25 protein-coding genes and 1 tRNA gene are annotated in these 21443 nt (G+C 35.4%); 6 read left to right on the forward strand and 20 right to left on the reverse strand.

The window, feature by feature from the left end:
- The first annotated feature begins 11 nt into the window (after positions 1-11).
- Positions 12-368, forward strand: coding sequence for a hypothetical protein (locus OGZ34_RS02930; RefSeq protein ID WP_263362077.1), 357 nt, complete (start codon positions 12-14; stop codon positions 366-368).
- An 83-nt stretch (positions 369-451) separates the two neighbouring features.
- A complete protein-coding gene (locus OGZ34_RS02935; protein ID WP_263362078.1) occupies positions 452-1666 on the forward strand; it encodes a cytochrome c3 family protein in 1215 nt (404 codons plus the stop codon).
- Between the two features lie 3 nt (positions 1667-1669).
- Here OGZ34_RS02935 and OGZ34_RS02940 read toward each other — a convergent pair whose 3' ends face one another.
- The 4 genes from OGZ34_RS02940 to OGZ34_RS02955 form a co-directional block, all read right to left on the reverse strand.
- Positions 1670-2410 (reverse strand): UDP-2,3-diacylglucosamine diphosphatase, encoded by a 741-nt coding sequence (locus OGZ34_RS02940; protein ID WP_263362079.1) that lies wholly within the window; start codon positions 2408-2410, stop codon positions 1670-1672.
- 92 nt (positions 2411-2502) lie between these two features.
- Positions 2503-2955 (reverse strand): 6-pyruvoyl trahydropterin synthase family protein, encoded by a 453-nt coding sequence (locus OGZ34_RS02945; protein WP_173966012.1) that lies wholly within the window; start codon positions 2953-2955, stop codon positions 2503-2505.
- A 31-nt stretch (positions 2956-2986) separates the two neighbouring features.
- On the reverse strand, positions 2987-3163 hold the full coding sequence (locus OGZ34_RS02950; RefSeq protein WP_263362080.1) for a hypothetical protein: 177 nt from the start codon (positions 3161-3163) through the stop codon (positions 2987-2989).
- A gap of 180 nt (positions 3164-3343) precedes the next feature.
- Positions 3344-4108: an enoyl-CoA hydratase/isomerase family protein gene (locus OGZ34_RS02955; protein ID WP_263362081.1), complete on the reverse strand. Its 765-nt coding sequence runs from the start codon at positions 4106-4108 to the stop codon at positions 3344-3346.
- 107 nt (positions 4109-4215) lie between these two features.
- Between OGZ34_RS02955 and OGZ34_RS02960 the strand changes: the two genes are divergently transcribed.
- Positions 4216-4289, forward strand: a tRNA-Ala gene (locus OGZ34_RS02960).
- 58 nt (positions 4290-4347) lie between these two features.
- On the opposite strand, the gene OGZ34_RS02965 is transcribed toward OGZ34_RS02960, so the two are convergent.
- Positions 4348-4524 carry a hypothetical protein gene (locus OGZ34_RS02965; RefSeq protein WP_263362082.1) on the reverse strand — a complete coding sequence of 59 codons (177 nt, stop codon included), beginning with the start codon at positions 4522-4524 and terminating at the stop codon, positions 4348-4350.
- Positions 4525-4798: 274 nt separating this feature from the next.
- On the opposite strand from OGZ34_RS02965, the gene OGZ34_RS02970 reads away from it, so the two are divergent.
- Positions 4799-5179 (forward strand): hypothetical protein, encoded by a 381-nt coding sequence (locus OGZ34_RS02970; RefSeq protein ID WP_173966016.1) that lies wholly within the window; start codon positions 4799-4801, stop codon positions 5177-5179.
- A gap of 115 nt (positions 5180-5294) precedes the next feature.
- Here the strand turns inward: OGZ34_RS02970 and OGZ34_RS02975 are convergent, their stop codons facing one another.
- Genes OGZ34_RS02975 through OGZ34_RS02985 form a run of 3 tightly spaced genes read right to left on the reverse strand, consistent with a single transcriptional unit; the run spans position 5295 to position 8123 of the window.
- Positions 5295-6251, reverse strand: coding sequence for a lipid A deacylase LpxR family protein (locus OGZ34_RS02975; RefSeq protein ID WP_263362083.1), 957 nt, complete (start codon positions 6249-6251; stop codon positions 5295-5297).
- On the reverse strand, positions 6241-7011 hold the full coding sequence (gene mtgA / locus OGZ34_RS02980) for a monofunctional biosynthetic peptidoglycan transglycosylase (protein ID WP_173966018.1): 771 nt from the start codon (positions 7009-7011) through the stop codon (positions 6241-6243). The genes OGZ34_RS02975 and mtgA overlap by 11 nt, the downstream gene beginning before the upstream one ends.
- Positions 7011-8123, reverse strand: a complete 1113-nt coding sequence (locus OGZ34_RS02985) for an NAD(P)/FAD-dependent oxidoreductase (protein ID WP_173966039.1) — start codon at positions 8121-8123, stop codon at positions 7011-7013. Before OGZ34_RS02985 ends, mtgA begins: the two co-directional genes overlap by 1 nt.
- A gap of 321 nt (positions 8124-8444) precedes the next feature.
- Between OGZ34_RS02985 and OGZ34_RS02990 the strand changes: the two genes are divergently transcribed.
- Both OGZ34_RS02990 and OGZ34_RS02995 read left to right on the forward strand, forming a co-directional pair.
- Positions 8445-10346, forward strand: a complete 1902-nt coding sequence (locus OGZ34_RS02990) for a S9 family peptidase (protein ID WP_173966019.1) — start codon at positions 8445-8447, stop codon at positions 10344-10346.
- 177 nt (positions 10347-10523) lie between these two features.
- Positions 10524-12965 (forward strand): hybrid sensor histidine kinase/response regulator, encoded by a 2442-nt coding sequence (locus tag OGZ34_RS02995; protein ID WP_263362084.1) that lies wholly within the window; start codon positions 10524-10526, stop codon positions 12963-12965.
- Here OGZ34_RS02995 and OGZ34_RS03000 read toward each other — a convergent pair.
- The 12 genes from OGZ34_RS03000 to pdxA form a co-directional block, all read right to left on the reverse strand.
- On the reverse strand, positions 12962-14311 hold the full coding sequence (locus OGZ34_RS03000; RefSeq protein WP_173966021.1) for a sigma-54-dependent transcriptional regulator: 1350 nt from the start codon (positions 14309-14311) through the stop codon (positions 12962-12964). The genes OGZ34_RS02995 and OGZ34_RS03000 overlap by 4 nt on opposite strands.
- Before the next feature lie 128 nt (positions 14312-14439).
- Positions 14440-14736 (reverse strand): hypothetical protein, encoded by a 297-nt coding sequence (locus tag OGZ34_RS03005; RefSeq protein ID WP_173966022.1) that lies wholly within the window; start codon positions 14734-14736, stop codon positions 14440-14442.
- Between the two features lie 16 nt (positions 14737-14752).
- Positions 14753-15049 carry a hypothetical protein gene (locus tag OGZ34_RS03010; protein ID WP_263362085.1) on the reverse strand — a complete coding sequence of 99 codons (297 nt, stop codon included), beginning with the start codon at positions 15047-15049 and terminating at the stop codon, positions 14753-14755.
- 29 nt (positions 15050-15078) lie between these two features.
- Positions 15079-15369: a hypothetical protein gene (locus OGZ34_RS03015; protein ID WP_263362086.1), complete on the reverse strand. Its 291-nt coding sequence runs from the start codon at positions 15367-15369 to the stop codon at positions 15079-15081.
- Positions 15370-15398: 29 nt separating this feature from the next.
- A complete protein-coding gene (locus tag OGZ34_RS03020; RefSeq protein WP_263362087.1) occupies positions 15399-15695 on the reverse strand; it encodes a hypothetical protein in 297 nt (98 codons plus the stop codon).
- 73 nt (positions 15696-15768) lie between these two features.
- On the reverse strand, positions 15769-16065 hold the full coding sequence (locus OGZ34_RS03025) for a hypothetical protein (RefSeq protein WP_263362088.1): 297 nt from the start codon (positions 16063-16065) through the stop codon (positions 15769-15771).
- A gap of 295 nt (positions 16066-16360) precedes the next feature.
- Complete coding sequence (gene accC / locus OGZ34_RS03030; RefSeq protein WP_173966027.1) at positions 16361-17710, reverse strand: acetyl-CoA carboxylase biotin carboxylase subunit; 1350 nt, start codon at positions 17708-17710, stop codon at positions 16361-16363.
- Between the two features lie 84 nt (positions 17711-17794).
- Positions 17795-18283 (reverse strand): acetyl-CoA carboxylase biotin carboxyl carrier protein, encoded by a 489-nt coding sequence (gene accB, locus OGZ34_RS03035; protein WP_173966028.1) that lies wholly within the window; start codon positions 18281-18283, stop codon positions 17795-17797.
- 23 nt (positions 18284-18306) lie between these two features.
- Positions 18307-19305, reverse strand: a complete 999-nt coding sequence (locus OGZ34_RS03040; RefSeq protein WP_173966029.1) for a beta-ketoacyl-ACP synthase III — start codon at positions 19303-19305, stop codon at positions 18307-18309.
- A 175-nt stretch (positions 19306-19480) separates the two neighbouring features.
- A complete protein-coding gene (rpmF, locus tag OGZ34_RS03045; protein WP_007137315.1) occupies positions 19481-19675 on the reverse strand; it encodes a 50S ribosomal protein L32 in 195 nt (64 codons plus the stop codon).
- Positions 19676-19684: 9 nt separating this feature from the next.
- The gene (locus OGZ34_RS03050) at positions 19685-20236 is read right to left on the reverse strand and encodes a YceD family protein (RefSeq protein ID WP_263362089.1); all 552 of its coding nucleotides are present in this window, start codon (positions 20234-20236) and stop codon (positions 19685-19687) included.
- A 106-nt stretch (positions 20237-20342) separates the two neighbouring features.
- Entirely contained in the window at positions 20343-21392 is a 1050-nt protein-coding gene (gene pdxA / locus OGZ34_RS03055) for a 4-hydroxythreonine-4-phosphate dehydrogenase PdxA (protein ID WP_173966031.1), read from the reverse strand.
- Between the last annotated feature and the right edge of the window lie 51 nt (positions 21393-21443).

Raw genomic sequence — 21443 nt, forward strand, 5'->3', positions numbered from 1 at the left:
AAGGATCTGTAATGAGAGAAATAGAACAATTATACCACAATAATTTTGGAATTGCCTTTTACTGGAAAAAGGAAAACGAAACTATCACTGACAAAATACAATTGGTTTTTAAAGAAACCGGATTTTACTTCACGGTTCAGGAACTCAATTATTTTTGCGATTTAATTGAGGACAGTATGATTGAAAATGCCTGTTGCGAAGCTTGCGAACTAAAAAACTCTTGTCACAAATTTTTACTTAAAACCCCATACGCTGCAATAGATTTAGCCGTTTCTATTAAAGAACTAAAATCAATCAAAGATTTAGTGGAAGGCTCTTTATTTAGAATTGAGTTAGACGAATATGTTTACGGAGTTGGCTTAAACTAAGAAGTATTCCAAACATTTTAACAACATCTTTTCATTATTTAAATATATTTTGATTGTATTCAAAAAAAAGTATATTTACAACAATGAAAAAAACAGGCATTCTTTTTTCTGTTGTTGCATTACTCTTTTTTATAACGGGTTGCAAGAACGAATCTGACAATTACATCGACCCCAGAGGAACCGATTATGCCGGTTCTGAAAGCTGTATTCAATGCCATAAGGTGCAATACGAAACCGCTTTTCACAGTTCGCATTTTAAAGCAACCTCACCCGCTTCTAAAGAAAACATATTGGGCCATTTTACAAATGGGCATAACACTTTCGTTTATGACAAAAACACTACGTTAGTCATGGAAGAACGAAATGACAGTCTGTACCAGGTACTTTACAAAAACGGAAAAGAAATCGAAGCCTATCCGTTTGATATTCTTTTTGGTACTAAACATGCCCAAACAAGTGCATTCTGGAAAAACCACACTACTTACGAGCTGCCAATATCATACTACAAATCACTAAACAATTGGGCAACAAGTCCCGGTTATCCTGCTGACGCAGCTAACTTTACCAGAGAAATCCCAAAAGATTGTTATGCATGCCACAGTTCAAATATTTCAGGCAGTTTTGTAACCACAAGTTCGGATCAGGTTAAAGGTATGGCAATGGAAACGGAGCCTTTCCTGAATAAAAAAACTTTGGTCTACGGAATCGACTGCGAACGTTGTCACGGACCAGCAAAACAACACATTCAAACCCATTTAAAATTTCCTGATTTAAAAAACAAGCCCCAAAGTATTGTTTCTTTTAAAAATCTCACCAGACAACAAAGACTAGATGCCTGTGCGCTCTGTCACTCCGGAAATGACAAACTAAAAATGAAATCCCGTTTTCAATTTAAACCCGAAGATAATATTACCGATTATTTCAGAGCCACTCATGCCTCAAATGACAGTATACATTTTGATGTACACGGCAATCAATTAGGTTTACTTGCTCAAAGTAAATGTTTCCAGAAGAGTGCAACTATGGATTGCATGACTTGTCATAATCCGCACGCAGATGCTTCGCAAAATCTTGCGAGTTATTCTAAAATATGCATGAGTTGCCATCAGGATCTAAAACACAACGCAACAACGTTAAAAAACAGTTCTAAGCTCTTATTGGCAGACAATTGTGTAGCATGTCATATGCCAAAGCAGATGTCGAATGCCATCACATTCCAGCTTTCAAAAAGTAAACAGAAGTCAAATTACGTTTTGAGAACACACAAAATCGGAATTTATCCAGGTAATAAAAAATAGCTGCTATTCGAACTTTTTAAGCTCAAAGGTCTCTCCATCAAAAACTCCGTAGGTAAAATAACCAATCCAGTCGCCCAAATTAGCATATTTGGCGTCTTCTCCAACCGGAATAACCATCGGTAAATGGCGATGGCCAAAAATAAAATAATTGTAGTGTTTGGTCTCCAGTTTGCGTTTGGCATACAAAACCAACCATTCATTTTCTTCTCCCAGAAATTTCACATCTTCATCACCCGAAATCAATTTGTTTCTGACTGATAAATACTGTGCCAAGCTTACGCCAACATCAGGATGAAGCCATCTAAACAGCCATTTTGAAAAAGGATTTGTAAATACCTTTTTCATTCGTTTGTACCCCTTATCACCAGGCCCTTTTCCGTCACCGTGACCAATTAAAAATGTTTTTCCGTTAAAAGTAAATTCCTTATTGTCATGATACACCGGAATATTCAATTCGGTTTCAAAATAATCATTCATCCATAAATCATGATTACCCACGAAAAAATAAATAGGAACACCGCTATCCCGAATTTCCGCCAATTTCCCTAAAATACGAACAAAACCTTTTGGAACGACTGTTTTATATTCAAACCAAAAATCAAACAAATCCCCCAATAAAAAAATAGCTTCGGCATCACTTTTCACCTCGTCCAGCCATGCAACAAATTTCTTTTCACGCGGTAAACTCAACTCTGCAGTTGGAGCCCCAAAATGCTGATCAGAAGCGAAATATACTTTTTTCATTTAGTTTTTTTGTGAGATGTGAGATGTGATTTGTGAGATGCCAAATGTAAAATGTGAAACGTCTAACTTTTTACATCTCACAATTTACTTTTTTACAAATTATCGGAAGCATACCACTCTGCAAACGACGATTCTGTTTCCTGAAGTTTTAAAGAGAAAAGAGAAATTTCTTTAGGCAAACGTGCCGTGATTCTATCGGCAAAGTCTACGACCATATTCTCGCTAGTTGGTTGGTAATCCACTAAAATAACATGATGACCACGATTTTTTAGTTCATTTGCCAATTCGATATGTGGTGTTGTTTCATTAAAAACCGTAGCATGATCAAACTGATCGACGATTTCTTCTTTTACAATTTTCTTTAGATCCGAAAAATCAATTACCATCCCGAATTTCACATTCGATCGGTCTGTAATTGGCGAACCAATAACCGTTACCGATAATTTATAACTGTGTCCGTGAACGTTCTTGCATTTTCCGTCGTAACCGTATAAAGCATGTCCGGTTTCGAAACTAAATTGTTTTGTAATTCTGATATTACTCATCGATTTGAATTTTAGGTTGCAAATTTACAAATTAATAACCGTTCTCGCCTCTTTTTTTGGCTCTGTTATACATCCAATATGCAATTCCGATTAAAACAACGAAAGGAATAAAGGATCCAATCACCACTCCAATCTGATAACTGTTATCCGGAGCAGTCTTAATTTTCTCTGCAACATCTACTTGTTGCAACAACGAAATAATTCTCATCTTGATTTATTGTTTATGTTCAACCGTAAAAAAACACTTCAAAACCTAAAAAGATTACTCTCAATCTGTAGTTCAAAATTTTTTAACAGCTTCCAAATTTACATTCCTCTATCACCGCAGCCAATGACAAATATCATAATTTGAATCCACATAAAGAACCTAATACTATTGAGGTTTCTCCTATTTCTTAAACTGCTCCAAAGCTTTTCTGCTAAAATCAGATAAAACCAATTTCCCTGTTATTCCTGCACGCTCGACAAGCAATGATTCCCAATGTTCCGTTCCTTCCCAAATAATTTTCTTCATTTCGTACAAAGCATCTGGATTATAAGAACTTAATTGTTGCGCAAAATTTACCACTGCGGTATTTAAATCTTCCGCATTATGAATTTCCGTAAACAATTTGTTCTCTAATGCCCATGTTGCCGATTTCCATTCGTGTGCTGCCAAAGTCATTTCGGTCATTGCTGCTTTTCCAATCTTACGCGAAACGGCGGGTTCAATCACAAAAGGACCAATTCCGATTGCCAACTCTGACAATTTAACCGCACTTTCAGTAGTCGCCAAAACATAATCACAGGCAGAAATAATTCCGACACCACCACCAACCGCTTTTCCCTGAACGCGTGCTACAATAATTTTAGAACAATTTCGCATCGCATTTAACAAATGAGCAAATCCAGAGAAAAAGTGTGTCCCCTCCTTCTCATTTTTTACCGCTAACAGCTCATCAAAAGAGGCACCGGAGCAAAAAACTTTAGCACCTAAACTTTTCAAAACAATAACAGAAACTGTTTTGTTCTCACTTAAAGCATTAATTTCGGAAGTTAAACGATCTAATAATTGTCTTGGAAAAGAATTGCTGGCCGGATGTCCAAATTCAACCGTTGCAACAGCATTATGAAAAGTAGTTTGTAAAGAACCGTCTTGTTTTTCTGCACTCATAAAAAATAAATTTGATCGTAAAGTTACACTTTTGAAAAATATTTTCGGTTGAAGTGATTTGAAATTTGCTTTTTGAAAATTAATTGACTTAATTTGCTCTCGCTTTTGGGGGATTAGCTCATTTGGCTAGAGTGCTTGCCTGGCAGGCAAGAGGTGACCGGTTCGAATCCGGTATTCTCCACAAAAAAACCGTATTTCTTTATTGGAATACGGTTTTTCTAATTTAAGAAAGAAATCTCTCAGCGTTCATTCGCAGAATCTTCGGCATCTACTCTTTCTTTCTCCACTTTCTTAAAATCGTTATTTAATAAGTCTGTCAGTTTCTTTTTCTCTTTCTGATTTTTCTTTATTGTAAATACGATCACGACTATTACGACGGCTGCTACAATTCCTATTACTACCCAATTGATTTCCATAACTTTAATTTTGAGTTAAAAATAAAGATTTAGATTTTTTGCAACATTACCAAAAGGTTAAACCTTAACCTTATAAAATGCGGAGAGGAGAATTTTGCTGACAAAGAACAATCCCTCTTCCCTAATATTATATTGTTTATCAAAAAGATTGTAGTCTGGTACTTTACTAGAAATGGAAGTTATACCTATAAATAAAAGTTAAATGTATCAGAAGAAGAGAGTCCGGAATTGTTTTTGTTAGGTTTAGGCAATACCACTTTTAAGCACCAAAAAAATGAGAAATTTAATTTTACTACTGAGCCTTATTTTTATTACTTCTTGTTCGTCAAGTGACGAAGATACACAGGGAGTTTTTCATTCTCCTTCCTGGATACAGGGGACCTGGAAAGATAATACAACCGGAGCTACTTTAACTTTCACAAAAAATGATATCAAATATAATTTGAACGGAAGTACCTATTCTTTCAGTAAAAATCAGATTAAAACATCAACAAATCGAATATTTCCACAGCAAATAGCGAAAACCGATGATCTATATATTGTAGATTTTGGTCAGGGTCTTGAGGGCTCTTTAATCAGATTTAACTTTTTGAAAAAAACGGATAATACAATAGAGTCAAAAGGGCATTTACCCGGCAACTATATCCGGCAATAAATCCAGATAAGGCAAGTAAACAACACAAAATGCACCACCTAATAACAATAGTACAAGGACAAAACTTTGCGCCTTAGCGTCTTTGCGAACCAAAAACATCCGCAACTCAAAAAAACTAATTCAACAAATACCCAAATCGAATCGACCCGTAAAAATATCCCGAATTGGTATTGGTATCCGGATCTTTTAATTCTCTGCCTCGGTACATAAACGAATACGACATATTGAAGTTATTGTGGCGTAATTTTATACCCGCCTCAGCATTGAAACGAAGTGGTTCCAAATCAAATGTCAACGGACTGGTATTGCTAAACATACTGCCTTCGATTGTAGCATCATAAAACTGGTAATTGACACTTGGCATCGCATAGAAATAAAATTCGCGAACATCATATTGCGGTACATCGCTTACAGAAGCGTCATGCATATTAGAATCATAAATTGGAAGTAATTTTTTGAAACCAATTCTAGTCAGCAATCCTGTTGAAACACCTGTAAAAATAGTCCCTACATTTGCTTCCGACTGAAAGTGAAGATCGATAAAATTATTGTGCTTCGAAAGAAATAATTTCTTCGAATACATTACATGCGCCTGAATAGCGAATGCGTTGTGCAGCTGGTTTTCCCAACCATACACCGTTTTGTACCCAATAAGATGATGGAAACTTTCCTGAGTTTCTCTTCCCATGGCATTAGGCCCCATAAAACCGAGCTGAAAATCTGTTTTTAAAACCGATTCGCTTTTATAGAAAAAACTTCGTCCTGCTTCAGCAAAAAGATAACCGGTAAAAGGGCGATCATTAATGGTTACCGCCGCCTCGTTTATAAATCTCGGATTATAAATATACTGTCCAATACGAAACTCGGTAATTTTTTTACTTATTTTTTCGTTGTTGTTTTTCGATAAAAAACGATAGAAAAGCTCAATTCCATTGGTGTAATACATATCGTTTTTAGACGAAGTGTATAAATCGTTATCTGTAATTAACCCAATTTCTGTGGTTTTTGTCTGTCCAAAAGTCAAAGCTGTTATCAACAACCCGTATAAAAAAAAGGCTTTTTTAGTTCGCATTGTAATTTATTTTCCCAACCGAACGCATTTCACGAACAATTCGTTCTTTTCTTCGGTTGATATAACTGGAAGATCCTGTTGCTTTAAACTTTCTTGGATTTGGCAATATTGCTGCAATTCCTGCAGCCTGCATAGGCGTTAGACTCGAAGCGTCGCGACGGTACCAATGCTCGGTAGCAGCATAAGCTCCGTAGACTCCATCCCCCATTTCGATGCTGTTCAGGTACACTTCCATAATACGTTCCTTACCCCAGATCAATTCAATCAAAACGGTAAAATAAGCTTCCAGTCCTTTACGCAGATAACTTTTGCCCTGCCATAAAAATACATTCTTGGCAGTTTGCTGTGAGATGGTACTTCCTCCACGAATTCTGCGTCCGCGTTCATTACTTTTATAGGCTTTTTGCAGTGCTTTGAAATCAAAACCATTATGCTTTAAAAACGTTCCGTCTTCACTGGCTATCACTGCTTTTTGCAGATTCATTGAGATCTTATCGATCGGCTCCCAGTCATGATCAAAATAAACTTCTTTACCTGCCATTTTGTTCTCGATCGCACGAATGATCATTAATGGCGTAAAAGGCACGGGCACATATTTAAAAAATACCACTGAGGCAATTGAGATTCCGAAGAACCATAAAAATAATTTGATGAAAAACCATTTTACTTTTTCACCAAAAGTTCGATTGCCTTTTTTAGCTCCCGGCTTTGGTTTAGTTGTGTTTGTTTTTTTTGGTAACGGTTTTTTGGTTGCTGCCATTATATTAAATCTGCTAATTCTGTTCCTATTAAGCTTCCAATTGCTACTCCCATTCCGCCTAATCGAACGCCACAAAACACGTTTTCAGACAATTGAGTAACAACAGGGTTTTTACTATTTCCAATTCCCATGATTCCGCTCCAACGATGGGCTATCTGGAAATCCTGATTCGGTAAAATTACATTTTTAAGTAAATCTTCCAATTTATTTTGTACAATTTTAGTTTGGCCAAATTCTGTTGTTGTTTCGGTTTCAAAATCGAGATTTCGTCCTCCTCCCAGCAGAATCCGGTCACCAATATTTCTGAAATAATAATACCCGCGATCCAGATGAAAAGTACCTTTTATTCCTAAGTTTGCAATGGGTTCCGTAATTAAAACTTGTGCTCTGGCAGGTTTTACCGCACCTTTTGTTAGCTTATTTGCAAAACCGTTGGTTGCAAAAAGTACTTTTTGGGATTTAAAACTAAAATTCTCCAGTACAACTTCAACCTGATTTCCCAAATCAGAATAAGCGGTAAGAGTTTGCTGGTTTAAGATCAATATATTCTCAGAAACAGCTTGTCGCAACAGTTCCTGCATCATATTTCCGGTATCTATTTGTGCTTCAAACGGATTAAAAATTAAATCGTTCTGAATATTCCCAAACCCAAACCGATCCGTTTCTTTAGTAAAAACATCAGCTTTGAAAAGTGGCTTTAAAATTTCGTTGACAAAAGACAGTCTCGAAATACAGGCTTCAAAATTAAGATCATCCTCTTTTAAAAACAGTTCATATCCCCCATAAGGCTTAAAGTCTATTGCGGCATCACCGAGTCTTTTCCGCAGTAACTGCAGACCTTTCCATCTTTTTTCGATAAGCTGAATCACCTCTTCTTCTGAATGTGTTTTGAGATCTTCCATAATTTCGGAGAGACTTCCAAAACAGGCAAAACCGGCATTTTTGGTACTTGCGCCCTGAGGCAGCATTCCTTTTTCTAATATCAGAATTTTAGCTGTCGGAAACCTTTCGCGTAAGCGTAATGCAGCATGTAAGCCTACAATTCCACTTCCAACAATAGTATAATCAACATTTGTAAACCAATTTTTAAGCTCCCAATAACTTAGTTCCATCATTAATAATAAATTTCAATTAGTTAAAATCCAAATTCCAATTTAGGAAATAAATTTAAGATAGAAATTTATATTTTTAAAATTCCAACTCGTTAAATTCCAAACTACAAGAGCTGTTATAAAGTTTTTTTTTGCCACAAATTCACGAATTTTTATACTTAAAGATTATCAAAAAATAATTTGTGAATTCGTAGCCTATAAAATCAACTCCAAAGTTTAAAACTCAACACCATAAACTTTAACAATTTTTGGAATTTGGAATTTAGCTAATTTGGAATTTAATTGTTGTATTTTTAGCCCACGAAAAATTAGAATTTTATTATGAAAAAAGTATTATTTACAACCTTAATAATGATGAGTTTAAACGCTATCGGACAGAATGTAATGTCTCCGGAATTGTTATGGAAATTAGGACGAGTAAGCGCACTTGGACTTTCGAAAGATGCAAAAAATGTTGTTTTTAAGGTTTCGACACCTTCTATTGAAGAAAACAAATCGTCTTCAAAATTTTACATCATTCCTGTAAATGGTGGAAATGCTACCGAAATCAAAGACACCAAAGAAGTCTTGGCCGACAAAAACGTTTCGCCTGACGGAAAATTTTTAGTGTACAACGAGGAGGTAAAATTAGAAAAAGTTTTAGGTAAAGATTTTTATCCAAAACTGGATAAATCAGATGCTCAGATTTATGACGGATTGGACTATCGTCATTGGGATACCTGGAATGAAGGCAAATTCAACCACGTTTTTTACAAAGAAAACAAAGAAGGTGCAGCCGGAATTGACATCCTGAAAGGTGAAAACTTTGATTCTCCGCAAAAACCTTTTGGTGGTGACGAAGATTACATCTGGTCTCCTGACGGAAAAAGCATCTTATATGTATGCAAGAAAAAAGCAGGAACTCAATATGCAATTTCTACTAATACGGATATTTACGAATACAACTTAGAGACTCAGAAAACGATAAACAGAACCGAAGGTAATTTAGGTTATGATACAGCTCCACAGTTTTCTCCAACAGGAAATCTAACGTGGCTGCAAATGAAACGTGACGGTTACGAAGCCGATAAAAACGATCTTATTGTTGAATTTAAAGGTATCAAAACAAACCTTACAGCAAACTGGGATGGGACTGTAGACAATTTCATCTGGAGTAAAGACGGTAAAACCGTGTTTTTCGTAGCTCCGGTTGATGGTACAAAACAGCTTTTTTCTGTTAATTTCCCGGGATTAACCAAAATTGCAATTCAGGTTCGTCAATTGACTAATGGAGATTTTGATGTGAATGACTTAGTAGGTTTTGCAGGTGATGATATCATCGTAACCAGAAACGATATGAATCACGCTCCGGAAATTTATTCTTTTAACCTAAAGAAAAATACATGGAAACAAATCTCAAATGTAAATACAGAAACTTACAAAACATTAGCACTTAGCAAAACAGAAAAACGTTATGTAACTACTACAGATGGTAAAAAAATGTTGGTTTGGGTAATTTTACCTCCAAATTTTGATGCTACGAAAAAATACCCAACTTTATTGTTCTGCCAGGGAGGGCCTCAAAGCGCCTTGACACAATCGTATTCTTTCCGTTGGAATTTCTCCTTAATGGCAGCAAAAGGTTATGTGGTGGTTGCACCAAACCGTCGCGGAATGCCGGGTCATGGTGTTGAATGGAACGAGCAGATTAGTAAAGATTGGGGTGGACAGGTTATGGATGACTACCTTTCGGCAATCGATGATGTCTCTAAAGAAAATTATGTAGACAAATCCCGTTTAGGATGTGTAGGCGCAAGCTACGGAGGATATTCTGTGTTTTATTTAGCAGGAATCCACAAAAACCGTTTCAAAACTTTTATCGCTCACGACGGTGTTTTCAATACCGTAAGTATGTTAGGAACTACCGAAGAGGTTTTCTTTAACAACTGGGATTTTGGCGGCCCTTATTGGGAGAAAGACAATGCTGCAGCTCAAAAATCTTATACTGTCTTTAACCCTGCAACTTTGGTTCAAAACTGGAACAAACCTATTTTAATTTTCCAGGGTGGAAAAGATTTCCGTGTGCCAATCGGACAAGGACAAGAAGCTTTTCAGGCCGCTCAATTAAGAGGGATCAAAAGTAGATTTGTGTATTTCCCTGATGAAAATCACTGGGTTTTACATCCACAAAATGCTCAGGTTTGGCAAGGTGAATTTTTTAAATGGCTGAACGAGACACTTTAAATTGAAATACTTAAAATAAAAAAATAGCCGCAGGTAATAAAATCTGCGGCTATTTTGTTTTTCAAATCTTTTAATTATATAAAAACATTAGCATTATTTTATATTTATAAAACCGAAATTTTAAATAAATTGCGGTTGTTTCCCCAATAAACTTCCTAAAACTTATAACATTACCAAATGGAGAGTAAAAAAAGTTACATGCCGATAAAAGTACTCTTCAGTTATATTGCTTTACTGGGATTGGTTGTTACCGTGGGATGGTTCTTGTATGCTGAAAATGTGGTTTACAACAAACTGGAAAATAAAATTGCTTTTGAAAAAACCAAGATCCTAAAAGTAAGCAAGCTGTTTTCGAATGTATACAAAACCGAAAGTTTAGCAAGGAAAACTATTCAAACCAATTCGGAGGAAGATTTCAAAAGCTACCTTACCGAAACCGACTCTTTGAAGTCCAGAATCGATACCTTAAAACAGATCGTTACTACACAATATCAAAAAACACTATTAGATAGCGTTACCTATTTATTGTCAGAAAAGACAAAAAATATCAGGCAATTAAAAACCATAAAAAATAAAGCCGACGATGAAGTTTCAGTTAATACGGCGATCGATGAAATTACCAAAATGGAGTTTAAACTCCGAAAATTAGAACTTCAGGATTTCAATAAAAACCCAAATCAGTTAGGCAGTTACCAGCGAAATGTGCTTCAAAAATACGTGGATTATCTCAATCAGAATATTCCTGATGATAGTACCAACACCTTAAGCAAACAAGCCTCGGATTCCATTCTTGCCAATTCGAAAAAACTGCTAAGTAATGTAAAACTGAAAGCCGAAAAGAAAAAAGAATCGCTGAATTTCGAAGAAAATAAGTTATTAAAGAATGAAATTGCCATTTCAGATCAGCTCCGAAAAGTACTTCGGATTATCGAAAGGGAAATCATCATCAATTCGATAAAAAACAACTCTTTAAAAGAAAAATCACTTAAAAAAGTGAATGAAATTGTAACAGCTTCAGCCATTATTGGTTTGGTTTTGACACTGTTTTTCTCGATTTTAATTGTAAGCGATTATTCTAAATCGCAGGTTTATAAAAAGAAGCTGGAGATTGCGAATTTTAAAACAAAAAACCTACTAAAAAGCCGTGAACAACTTATTTCTACGGTGAGTCACGATTTAAAGACACCTTTGAGTACGATCGTAGGATATTCGGAACTTCTGGGGAATTCTGACGTGAACACCAAGCAGTCTTATTTCATCAAAAACATTAAAAATTCTTCTGAATACATTACGCAACTGGTTCAGGATTTATTGGATTTTTCTCAGATTGAAGCCGGAAAAATTACGATTGAAAAAGTACCATTTCTGTTACCGGAAATAATCGATGAAGTCGCCAAAAGTATCCAAACCGTATACAAGCAGAAAAACATCGATCTTATTATCAATATCGACGACAAACTAAATAGCCGTATTGTAGGTGATCCTTTCAGGCTAAAGCAAATTTTAAGTAATATTATCGGAAATGCTTATAAATTCACCGAAGAAGGTTTTATAAAAATCAGTGTATACGTTACAGAAAATAATGACTTTTTTATTATTTCAATTCAGGATTCAGGAATTGGCATCGAAAAGGGAAATCAGAAATTAGTTTTTGAAGAATTTGCACAAGCAAATGAAAATATCGAAAAAAAATATGGCGGAACCGGTTTAGGATTATCCATCTGTCAGAAAATAATTTCGATTTTGGGCGGAACCTTAAACCTTGAAAGCACTTTTGGAAAAGGAAGTACTTTTCAAATTCAGCTTCCTTTATTATTTGATGCCAGTCAAAACACGGTTATCGAAGAAAAACAACCCATTATCCTGAACACCCAAAAACAGACGTTTATTGTTCTTGACGACGACATCAATCTTCTGAACTTAACGAGTGGTGTTTTAAGACAGGAAAAACACCAGGTGTTTTCTTTTAACAGCGCCCAAAAAGCTTTAGAAGCAATTGAGAGCACCCCTTTCGATTTTATCATCACCGACATACAAATGCCAGAGATGGACGGTTTTATGTTCTTGGAAAAACTAAAAAATAGCGGTTACCCGACTTTTAAAAACCAACCTGTAATTGCTTTAACGGGAAGAACTGATCTGGATGCTACGATTTACACCGAAGCTGGTTTTACTACGGTAATTCAAAAACCATATTCACCTAAAATACTACTGGAGACAATTCATCTTATTCTGGAACACGACACATTACCAAATGCAGATATCAACAAGAGCGAAGAGACTATTACTTCAGAATTGTATGCTCTTGACACCCTAAAAGAGTTTTTAGGCAATGATGAAGAAGCACTGAAAGAAATTCTCAAAGCGTTTATCGAAAATAGTTCTCAAAATCTGAACGCTTTAGAAAATGCTATTGAAGAAAAAAATACGGCCGAAATTAACTCGATTGTACATCGAATGGCTCCTATGTTCAAACAAATTCAAACATGCGAAATAGGCGAAATTTTAAGGGTTCTGGAAAGCAAGAATCTTGACATTTCGGAGGCAAAAGGCATTTTTAATACTTTGAAATCAAAAACAGATCTGCTTTTTAATGCCTTACGTCAGGAAATAGTTTAATCGATGTTATAGTGCTTTAATTTATTATAAAGCGTTTTTCTCGTAATTTTAAGCAATTTAGCCGCCTCAGATTTATTATTCTGTGCTTTTGACAGTGCCTGAATGATGGCTTCTTTTTCATTTTCAGATAACGAAAAACTCCCTCCTGAGTTCGCCTCTTTCTGTATTTGGAAAAACTCTACAGGCAACACATCACTTTCGATAAATTCGCCTTTGGACAGCAATGTCGAACGTTTGACACAATTTTGTAATTCGCGTAAATTTCCGGGCCAATTGTAATTCTGAAAAATGGCAACGACTTCCGGCGAAAAACCAATAACCTCTTTGTTCAGCTGTTGATTTGCTTTTTCCAGAAAATAATCAGCAAATACCATCAAATCTTCATCTCTTTCTTTTAACGATGGAGACAATATCGAAAACTCGTTGATTCTATGGTATAAATCTTCTCTAAAATCGCCGTTTTTTACCGCTTCACGCAGATCTTCGTTTGTAGCAGTAATAATGCGTATATCGACGTTTATTTCTTTATTACTTCCAACGGGCTTAATTTTTCGTTCCTGAAGCGCACGCAACAATTGAATTTGGTTTTCATAAGACAGATTCCCTATTTCATCCAAAAAAAGAGTTCCGCCATTGGCCGCTTCAAAATAACCCATTTTATCGCTGATTGCTCCGGTAAAAGATCCTTTTAAATGTCCGAAAAATTCACTTGCCGCCAGTTCTTTTGGTATGGCTCCGCAATCGACCGCAATAAAATTATTGTTTTTCCTCAAACTTTGCTGGTGAATACTTTTAGCAATGATTTCTTTTCCTGTTCCGCTTTCTCCTATAATTAAAACCGACATATCTGTTGGGCTTACCAATTGAATATGATCCAGCAGTTTTTTTGAAGCGACAGAAATTCCTTTTACAAATTCGTTTTCACTAGAAATTTGTTTTTTCACTGCTTTCTTCTCCTTCACAGGAACTTCTTCTGTTTCGGTTTCCGAAGTTTTTAAAGCATTTGTAATCACCAATAAAACTTCATCGGGATTGAAGGGTTTTGAAATATAATCGGCTGCACCATTTTTTATGGCTTTAACAGCGGTATTAACATCAGAATAGCCTGTCATTAAAATTACAGGAATTTGAGGATAGGTAGTTTTGATTTCTGACATTAGTCCAATACCATCAGAATCAGGCAAACGAAGGTCTGTTAAAATCAAATCGAAAGATTCTTTTTTGATCGCAATTCTGGCTTCGGCAGCCGAAAAAGCAATAGTTACATCGTACGCTTTTTTGATTAGAAATTTTTCTAATAATTTACAGAACGAAATATCATCTTCTATCAGTAATATCTTTGGCATTTGCTTTTGAGGACTTTTTTGCTAAAATAATACTAATAAAATTGTCTTTTCACAAAATTATGTAAAAAAAAAGAGATTGCTTATCGCAATCTCTTTTTCACCAAAAACATAAATCTAAATTCACCTAATTATATCTTCAACCAGTTGCCATTGACATCTGAAAAAACAGTAGCCTTTTGGTCACCAACTGATATCTCAAGTTTGTATTCTTTTTTCTCGTTTACTGCTGCCTTCACCAGTTTAGCACCCGGATAAGCGGTTTGCAATGCTGTTTTTACAGCGGCAGGTACAGCATCTGCACTAACTTCTGTATATTCTGTCTGAACAGAAACAGTTATTTTTTCTAATTTTGGAGTGGTCACTTTATAAGCATAAATTGACATACTACCTAAAACTATTGCTGCTGATAAGATTAACTTTTTCATAGTGCTTTCTTTTTAATTATTTTTTAAGGATGTTCCCGGAAGCATCTGTAAATACAGTGTACTTTTTATCTCCGGTTGAGATCTCCAGTTTGTACTCGTCTTTTTCGTTTTTATACGCTTTTTCAAGTTTCGTATTTGGAAAAGATTTTTCGATTGTTGATTTTACTGCTGCAGGAACTGCATCTACACCAATCTCTTTGTATTCATCCTGAATAATTACAGATTGAACACCTAATGTTTGCATTACCGGACTTGCTGCCTGAACTGACAAACCTCCCAGAACAATTGCTGCTGATAAGATTAACTTTTTCATAATAAATGGTTTTTATGGGTTACTAATAGTTATTTTTTAAGAATGTTTCCCGAAGCATCTGTATAAACTACAGATTTTTCACCTCTAACGATTATTTCTATTTTATACTCTTTCTTTGCATTAACATAGGCTTTATCCAGTTTCACACCCGGATAAGCATTGTCTAAAGCAGTTTTAATTGCAGCCGGAACTGCATCAACTTCTTTATATTCGTCCTGAACGCTTGCAGTTTGTACCATTGAACTTTTCGCAGCTACATTTCCTGCCTGCATTGACAAACCACCTAATAAGATAGCTGCCGATAAGATTAACTTTTTCATAATGATCCTTTTTTATGGTTCTTTATTAATTATTTTTTGATCCAGCTTCCGTCTGCATTTGCATAAAGAGAGCCTACTTTGTCACCTACAGTAACATCAAGTTTATACTCTGTTTTTGCGTTTTTGTATGCTTTTGAAAGTATTGCATCCGGATACGCTTTTTTAAGAGCTTCAATTACAGCAGCAGGAACTTCTTCTACTTTAATTTCAGTGTACTCATCCTGGATAACTACTGTTTTTACGATTGTATTTGATATTGGTGAAGTTGAAGCAAATGATGTTAAACCTCCCAAAACGATTGCGGCTGATAGAAATAAATTTTTCATAGTGTGTATATTTTAGTACTCTTAATTTTATTTTGGTATTCTTAACTTGGATAAACATAAGAGCTTTTTTAAATTATTTTTTGATCCAGGTTCCGTCTGCATTAGCAAAAAGATTACCCACCTTTTCTCCTACTGTAACGTCAAGTTTGTACTCTGATTTTTCGTTTTTATACGCTTTTGTAACTACCGCACTTGGGTATGCTTTTTTCAAAGCTTCTGTAATAGGAGCAGGTAATTCTTCTAATTTGATCTCTGTATATTCGTCTGCAACAGAAACCGTTTTAACGATAGTACTTGTTATTGGAGCGTTTGATGCGAATGATGTTAAACCTCCTAAAACAATTGCGGCTGATAGAAATAAATTTTTCATAATGTGTATATTTTAAATTATTAATAGTTGTTTACGCTTTAGATAATGAAATTATTATGCCGTAACGAAAACGTTGTATCTACATTCGCTTAAATCCTTATTCTTAAAGGGATTAAACCATTTGTGCCAGAATTTCAGTTTTACAAAAAGTGTGTAACTCAGGCAAAACATGTATAAAAAATACACACCAAAAGTGTTTACCTTACTAAAAAACAAGCCCGACAGGTTCCTAAAACCTATCGGGCTTACCATTTGGTAAAATAAAAAAGGCCGTCGAAATCGACAGCCTTCAGTTTTATTCCTCTATAGGTTTCATTTTAAATGTATCCATAAAAGCAGTAGTATAATCTCCTGCAATATATCTTGGGTCATCCATTAATTGTCTATGGAATGGTATTGTAGTTTTGATTCCTTCGATAACAAATTCATCCAAAGCTCTTCGCATTTTGCTTATTGCTTCTTCACGAGATTGTGCAGTTGTAATTAACTTAGCAATCATCGAATCATAGTTTGGCGGAATTGTATATCCAGAATAAACGTGAGTATCTAAACGTACTCCGTGTCCTCCTGGCATGTGAAGTGTAGTAATTTTCCCCGGTGAAGGACGAAAATCATTATAAGGATCTTCGGCATTAATACGACATTCGATAGCATGTAATTCCGGTAAGTAGTTTTTTCCTGAAATTGGAATTCCTGCCGCTACCATAATTTGCTCACGAATTAAATCGTAATCAATTACTTGTTCTGTAATTGGGTGCTCTACCTGAATACGGGTATTCATTTCCATGAAATAGAAGTTTCTGTGTTTATCCACTAAAAACTCTACCGTTCCAGCTCCTTCGTACTTAATGAATTCTGCGGCTTTTACAGCAGCTTCTCCCATTGCTGTACGCAATTCGTCTGTCATGAATGGTGAAGGTGTTTCTTCGGTTAGTTTTTGGTGACGACGTTGTACCGAACAGTCTCTTTCAGAAAGGTGACATGCTTTTCCGTATGAATCTCCAACAACCTGAATTTCGATATGACGTGGCTCTTCGATAAGTTTCTCCATGTACATTCCGTCATTCCCAAATGCAGCAGCAGCTTCCTGACGTGCACTTTCCCATGCTTTCAATAATTCATCTTCTTTCCATACCGCACGCATTCCTTTACCACCACCACCAGCAGTAGCCTTAAGCATTACCGGGTAACCAAATTCTTTAGCTAATTTTTGTGTTTGTTCGAAAGATTCTAATAATCCGTCAGAACCTGGTACACATGGAACTCCTGCAGCCTTCATTGTCGCTTTAGCAGAAGCTTTATCTCCCATTCTATCAATCATTTCAGGAGCTGCACCAATAAATTTGATTCCGTGTTCCTGACAAATTTTTGAGAATTTAGCATTCTCAGAAAGAAAACCATATCCTGGATGTATTGCGTCTGCGTTAGTAATTTCAGCAGCAGCAATAATATTTGACATTTTCAAATACGATAAGTTACTTGGAGGGGGACCAATACAAACCGCTTCATCAGCAAACTTAACATGTAAACTTTCTGCATCGGCTGTAGAGTAAACTGCTACAGTTTTGATTCCCATTTCTTTACATGTACGAATTACACGAAGTGCAATTTCTCCTCTATTTGCAATTAATATTTTTTTAAACATCTTATTTATATTAAAAATTACAAATTCCAATCTCCAAATTCCAACAATTGGATTTTGTGATTTCTCTATTGGAATTTTTAAAAACTATGATGGATCAACTAAGAATAAAGGTTGGTCAAATTCTACAGGAGACATATCGTCAACAAGAATTTTTACAATTTTACCTGAAACTTCTGATTCGATTTCGTTGAATAATTTCATTGCTTCAATTACACAAAGAACATCACCTTTTGCGATAGTGCTTCCAACCTCAGTAAATACTGGTTTGTCTGGAGATGGTTTTCTGTAAAAAGTTCCAATAATTGGAGATTTAATAGTAATGAATTTAGAATCTTCAACAGCAGCAGGCGCCTCTGCATTTACATTTACAACTACCGGAGCTGTTTGTTGAGGAGCAACTGCTTGTGGCAATGCAGCCTGAGCTGGCAATTGTTGTACATAAGTAGCTTCAGTTACATTTGTTTCTAAAGTTGTTCTGATCGTGATTTTCACGTCATCCATTTCCAACTTTACTTCTGCAACTCCCGAATTTGCTACAAATTTGATTAGGTTTTGAATTTCTTTTAAATCCATAATGATTCGTTTTTAGTTTTGATTTATTTTTTATCGTATGCCCATTTTAGGTAAATAGATCCCCAAGTGAATCCTCCACCAAACGCAGCAAAAATAATATTATCTCCTTTTTTAAGCAAGTGTTCAAAGTCGCTTAATACTAATGGTAATGTAGCTGAAGTGGTATTACCATATCTTTCAATGTTCATCAATACTTTTGATTCTTCAAGATTCATTCTGCTTGCAGTAGCATCGATGATACGTTTGTTTGCCTGATGTGGTACTAACCAGTTCACGTCTTGATTCGTAAGATTGTTTCTTTGCAAAATCAATTCGCTGGCATCGGCCATATTTGTTACAGCATATTTAAAAACGGTTTTTCCGTCCTGAATAATATTGTGCTGTTTATTTTTTACGGTCTCTTCTGTAGTTGGTGTTAGAGAACCTCCGGCAGAAATTTTAAGAAAATCGCGTCCTACACCGTCGCTTCTTAAGTATTCATCTTGTAAGCCTAAGCCTTCATAATTGGGTTCGAATAAAACGGCTCCCGCTCCGTCACCAAAAATAATACAAGTTGCTCTGTCTGTATAATCTACAATTGACGACATTTTATCGGCACCAATTAATAATACTTTTTTGTATCTTCCTGATTGTACATAAGCTGCAGCAGTTGACATTCCGTATAAGAAACTTGAACATGCCGCTTGCAAATCGTAAGCAAATGCATTGGTAGCTCCAATTTCTGTTGCAACATAAACTCCGGTAGAGGCTACTGGCATATCTGCTGTAGCTGTTGCCATTATAATCATATCAATCTCTAACGGATCGATATTAGCTTTTGCTATTAAATCCTGTGCTGCTTTTATAGCAAGAAACGATGTTCCTTTATCAGCATCTTTTAAAATCCTTCTCTCTTTAATTCCGGTACGAGTAGTAATCCATTCGTCATTAGTTTCGACCATCGTTTCCAATACCTTGTTCGAAAGTACAAAGTCGGGAACGTAAGCTCCAACAGCGGTAATTGCGGCTGTGATTTTATTCATTATATTCTATTATTTCGTTTCAAATACAGTGTATTTGAAAAATTTTTAAAAGACTTGAAAATTACAAAAAAAAACGAAATTAATTTGTAGATATTTTCTTAAAAAAAAAGAAAATTATAACCAACAAAAAAAACTCTCACTATGTGAGAGTTCCAGTATCATTTACAAAAACGTATTAAGCAACCGCTACAGATTTATCGATAACAACTTGCCCTCTGTAATACATTTTACCTTCATGCCAGTAAGCTCTGTGGTATAAATGTGCTTCTCCAGTAATAGGACATGTAGCGATTTGAGCTACAGTAGCTTTATAATGTGTTCTTCTCTTATCTCTTCTTGTTTTCGAGATTTTTCTCTTAGGATGTGCCATTTTACTATATTATTTATCCGTTAATAGTTGCTTTAATTTGTCCCAACGCGGGTCAATATCTTCTTCTTTTTTACTCTCTTCTTTTTCTTCTTTGACTTCTTTTACTGTCAATTCATTTAGTTTCTTCAAGGCGTCAGTTTGCAAACTTCCGTCTTTTACTCCTGGATGAACTCGTTTTAGCGGTACCGAAAGTGCAATCATTTCATAAATGTATTGTGCTACATCTATTTCATGCTCTCCATGCGGCAAGATTAGAAGCTCTTCATTATCGTTATTGAATTCATCTCCAAAACGAACAATTAATTTCATTTTACCCTTTAATGGCAAATCAAAATCTTCGCTTGTTAGATCACATGGCATATTTACGGTCCCTTTGTGTTTGAATTCCAACTCTAACATGTTGCTTTTCTTATCTAAAACTAAACCTACTTTGATATCTGAACTTTGAAATTCATCGTAATCAAAGTTCGCAAAGAACGTGTTACTTATTTGATACTCAAAATGGTGTTTTCCTAGTTTTAATCCTATGAAAGGAATTAAAAAATCTTTTGTTTTGCTCATTTCAACATCAATTTGACCAATCAGTATCTAAAACTCAGATACCTGAATTGGGGTGCAAAGATATAAAATTATTATAAAACTAATAATCTTATTCACCTTTTTTTGTTTATAACTGTTTTTCTTTTATTTTGAGAGGTTTTTCAGTAATCTCCTCATACTGATTACGCGAGCGAAAAATATCTAATGCAAGATAAACCGCTTCTTTAAACGAGTTGAAATCAGCCATGTCTTTTCCAGCAATATCATAAGCCGTACCGTGATCTGGCGAGGTTCTCACCCTATTTAAACCTGCTGTATAATTCACCCCTTTTCCAAACGATAATGTTTTAAACGGAATCAATCCCTGATCGTGATAAGTCGCTACAATTGCATCGTACTTTTCATACTGACCGCTTCCAAAAAAACCATCTGCCGAAAATGGACCAAAAACCATCGTACCTTTTTCAAAAATCTTCTTTAGCGTTGGTTTCAAAATCAAATCTTCTTCTTTACCAATCACTCCACCATCACCACTATGCGGATTCAATCCTAAAACCGCTATCTTTGGCTTCACAATACTAAAATCCTGAATCAGAGACTTTCTGATCGTTTCAATTTTTCTAACGATCAACTCTTCTGTCAAATGCGAAGAAACTTGACTCAACGGTACATGATCCGTTAGCAAACCTACTCGCAAATTATCCTGAACCATCATCATCAAAGCATTTCCTTCCAACTCCTGATCTAAATAATCTGTATGTCCCGGAAATTTAAATTCTTCTGACTGAATATTGTATTTATTAATTGGCGCCGTTACCAAAACATCAATCAAACCTTCTTTTAAAGCTTTGGTCGCTGCAACAAATGATTTAATAGCATATTCGCCAATTTTTTCATCGTTTTTCCCCAAGTTAATATCAACCCCTTCTTTCCAAAGATTAAAAACATTGACTTTTCCAGGCAAAACCTGCTCTAACTTGTCTACACCATGAAACTGAACTGAGGATGTAAAACTCTTCTTAACAAAAGAAAGTATTTTGGCGTTTGCAAAAATAACCGGCGTACACATCTCCAACATGCGGGAATCTTCGAATGTTTTCAATATAACTTCGCTTCCAATACCGTTTAAATCTCCAATTGAAATTCCAACAATTATATTTTCTGCTTTTTTATTCATGAGCTCAGGTTATTTATTACTAATTTTGATGTGCAAATTTAGTAAAATAAA

Source organism: Flavobacterium collinsii (genome assembly GCF_946903285.1).
Classification (GTDB): Bacteria; Bacteroidota; Bacteroidia; order Flavobacteriales; family Flavobacteriaceae; genus Flavobacterium; species Flavobacterium collinsii.